Origin of the sequence: Marinimicrobium sp. UBA4509 (assembly GCF_002388575.1) — a bacterium.
Taxonomy (GTDB): domain Bacteria; phylum Pseudomonadota; class Gammaproteobacteria; order Pseudomonadales; family Cellvibrionaceae; genus Marinimicrobium; species Marinimicrobium koreense.
On the sequence record NZ_DGMV01000004.1, the window covers coordinates 1 to 3,432 of the forward strand.

Sequence of the window (3,432 nt, forward strand, 5' to 3'; positions counted from 1 at the left end):
CCCTACGAGTTCCTGGAGAAGGTCTCCAGCCGGATCATTAATGAAATTCCGGGGATCAGCCGGGTGACCTACGACATCTCGTCCAAGCCGCCGGCTACGATTGAGTGGGAATAATAAGTAAGTAAGAGCTTGCTTACATTAAGCGACCGGCGGTGCCTCAGCGTACTGTGTAAGTTGGCTTCTCGGCCTTAAAGGATATAAAAACAAACGACGGCGGAGGCATTACAGGTTTTTGCTGGTTTTGGCTAGATCTAAAAAGATTCGAAAATAAGTGACTAGGTGCTGTTTGATGATGAGACTCCAGGATCAGGCACGAGTAATCTTCCTAAAATTCACATGAACACAGAGGCATTACGTGTCAAATCAACATAGTGAACACGGGGTTGATTCCGAAGCCCTCTGGCAGATAGCGGACAAGTTGCGTGGCTCTATCGATGCCGCCGAATATAAGCACGTCGTTCTCGGGCTGATCTTCCTGAAATATATTTCCGATGCATTCCAGGCTCGCCGGACGAAATTGAAGGAGGAGCTTGCTGAGGACGGCATTGAGGGAAAACAGGCGGAAGACCTGCTGGAGCAGCGCGACGAATACACCGCCGAGGGCGTGTTTTGGGTGCCGCCCGAGGCGCGCTGGGAACAGATCCAAGCACAGGGCAAGGCGCCTAACATTGGCAAGCTGATCGACGATGCAATGTACGCCATTGAGCAGGACAACCGTAAACTCAAGGGCAAGCTACCACGCGACTACGCCCGCCGGGGTATCCCGCCACAGCGCCTGGGCGGGCTGATCGACCTAATTGGCTCCATGAGCATCGGTTCCGATGAGGCCCGCGCTAAGGATGTGCTTGGCCAGGTCTATGAATACTTCCTCGGTAAGTTCGCCGCCGCCGAAGGCAAGCTGGGTGGCGAGTTCTTTACCCCGCGCTCGGTGGTGCGGCTGCTGGTGGAAATGATCGAGCCCTACGAGGGACGGGTCTACGACCCCTGCTGCGGCTCCGGTGGCATGTTCGTGCAATCTGAGAAGTTCACCGAAGCACACGGCGGTAACAAGCGCGACATCTCGATTTTTGGCCAGGAATCCAACCCCACCACCTGGCGGTTGGCGCACATGAATCTAGCCATTCGCGGTATCGAGGCCAACCTAGGCGAGCAACCGGCAGACAGCTTTGCGCGTGACCTACACCCGGACGTGAAGGCCGACTACATCCTGGCCAATCCGCCTTTCAATATCTCCGACTGGTCCGGCGAGCTGCTGCGCGAGGATGTGCGCTGGAAATACGGTGTGCCCCCCACCGGCAACGCTAACTATGCTTGGATTCAACATTTTATCCATCATCTGGCGCCACCTAATGGCCATGGCGGCGGTATCGCCGGCTTCGTCATGGCCAATGGCTCGCTATCGAGCAACAGCTCCGGAGAGGGCGAGATCCGCAAAGCCATCATCGAGGCAGACTTGGTGGACTGTATCGTCGCCATGCCCGCGCAGCTCTTTTTGACCACTGGCATTCCCGTCTGCCTGTGGTTTATAAGTCGCGACAAGACCGGGCGCAACATCAAGCACGGCGGCCGCGACCGCCGCGGCGAGACCCTGTTTATCGACGCCCGTCAGATGGGCACCCTGCAGACCCGTGTGCTGCGGGTGCTCTCCGGCGCCGACGCCGAGGGCGACCCGCCGCCGGACAGCGACATCGGCCGCATCGTGCGCACCTACCACGCCTGGCGGGGCGAAGAAGGTGTCGGCGAATACGCCGACGAGGCCGGCTTCTGCAAGGCGGCCAAGCTGGAAGAGATCGAAAAACACGGCCACGTGCTCACCCCAGGCCGCTACGTCGGCGCCGCCGCTGTAGAAGACGACGGCGAGCCGTTCGAGGAGAAGATGCAGCGGCTTACTGCCGACTTGCACGCGCAGTTTGCCGAATCCGACGCGCTGGAAGCGCGTATCAAGACCAATCTGGAGGCGTTGGGTTATGGGGAGTGAGTGGTCTACTCTGCCCTTTAAGGAAGTCTTGTGTGGAGGAACTAGAAACGGGATCTATAAGAAGAAAGAGTTTCACGGTTCAGGCGTCAAAATAGTTAACATGGGCGAGCTTTTCGCAAACCCTCGTCTCTTTTCGTGTCCCATGAAGAGAGTTGAGCTTACCGATAGCGAGAAAGAAAGGTTCTTGCTTAAGCCAGGTGATCTGTTGTTTGCACGCAGGTCGCTGGTGGCTTCTGGTGCCGGAAAATGCTCAATAGTAATGAGTGCGGATGAGCCAACTACCTTCGAGTCGTCGATAATCCGAGCTCGACCCAACCGGAAAGTAGCTGATGGTCGATTTCTATACTACCTGTTCAGCTCGCCCCATGGGCGGCATCTGCTTGACACAATCCGGCGACAAGTTGCAGTAGCTGGCATTACTGGCACCGATTTAGGTCAGCTTGAAGTTCCGGTGCCTCCCCTGTCGGATCAGCATCGTGTCGCAGAAACTCTCGGCACTCTCGACGACAAAATCGAACTCAACCGCCAGATGAACGGCACGTTGGAGGCCATGGCGCGGGCGATCTTCAAAGCCTGGTTCGTGGACTTCGAGCCGGTCAAGGCCAAGGCCGCCGGCGCCACCAGCTTCCGCGGCATGCCCCAGCCCGTCTTCGACCAGCTCCCCAACCACTTCACCGATTCCGAACTGGGGCCGGTGCCGGAGGGTTGGGAAAGGCTACCTTTGGCAGAAGTGACGGAATACCTCAAGCGTGGCATCAGCCCGAAGTACATCGAAAAAGGTGGCGTCTGCGTAATAAACCAACGTTGCATCCGTGATCGATGGATTGATCTTGCCCAATCGCGCCGACATAACGAGGAGCTTAAGTCCGTCGAGGGTAGAGAGCTCCATTTGCTTGATGTGCTGGTGAACTCTACTGGAGTGGGGACTCTTGGGCGTGTGGCGCAGGTCTTTAATCTATCAGGAAAAACCATTGTAGACTCACATGTGACTGTAGTGCGTGCGGATCCAAAACAAATAGTTCCGGAGGTCCTCGGTTATGACCTCTCCTTTCGGGAAAGTGAAATTGAAATGCTAGGCCACGGCAGTACCGGTCAAACTGAGCTAAGTCGAACTCGCCTAGGAGAGCTATTGGTAATCAAGGCCCCAAGCGATGTACAAGAGGCATTTGCCAGAGTCGTTCGCGACCTGAATGATAAGCGCGTCGCAAACTGGCTAGAGGCACAAACTCTTGCCGCCCTCCGCGACACCCTCCTCCCCAAGCTGATCTCCGGCGAGCTGCGGGTTCCCGTCGCCGAGGCAGGCTCCGATGGCGGCTGAGTACGTTCAAGCCGACTTCCCGCTCGCCGCCTGTCGCGAGCTACTGGAGGCTCACCCGGAGTCGCTGCGCATCCGCGAACAGGTGGAGGCGCTGGAGGAGGCCATGCCGGATCGTCCCGGCGTGGTGGTCTCTTTC

General features: G+C 57.3%; 3 protein-coding genes. All 3 read left to right on the plus strand.

Annotation, left to right across the window (positions count from 1 at the left end):
* A partial coding sequence (locus tag B3520_RS00125; protein ID WP_286875012.1) for a hypothetical protein occupies positions 1-114 on the plus strand: 114 nt, incomplete at its 5' end.
* A gap of 241 nt (positions 115-355) precedes the next feature.
* The gene (locus tag B3520_RS00130; RefSeq protein WP_286874957.1) at positions 356-1,978 is read left to right on the plus strand and encodes a type I restriction-modification system subunit M; all 1,623 of its coding nucleotides are present in this window, start codon (positions 356-358) and stop codon (positions 1,976-1,978) included.
* Positions 1,968-3,296 carry a restriction endonuclease subunit S gene (locus tag B3520_RS00135; protein ID WP_286874959.1) on the plus strand — a complete coding sequence of 443 codons (1,329 nt, stop codon included), beginning with the start codon at positions 1,968-1,970 and terminating at the stop codon, positions 3,294-3,296. Before B3520_RS00130 ends, B3520_RS00135 begins: the two co-directional genes overlap by 11 nt.
* Positions 3,297-3,432 lie beyond the last annotated feature (136 nt).

Coding starts and splice junctions, on each gene's coding strand:
- B3520_RS00135 (WP_286874959.1), top strand. CDS start 1,968: ATGGGGAGTGAGTGGTCTACTCTGCCCTTTAAGGAAGTCTTGTGTGGA.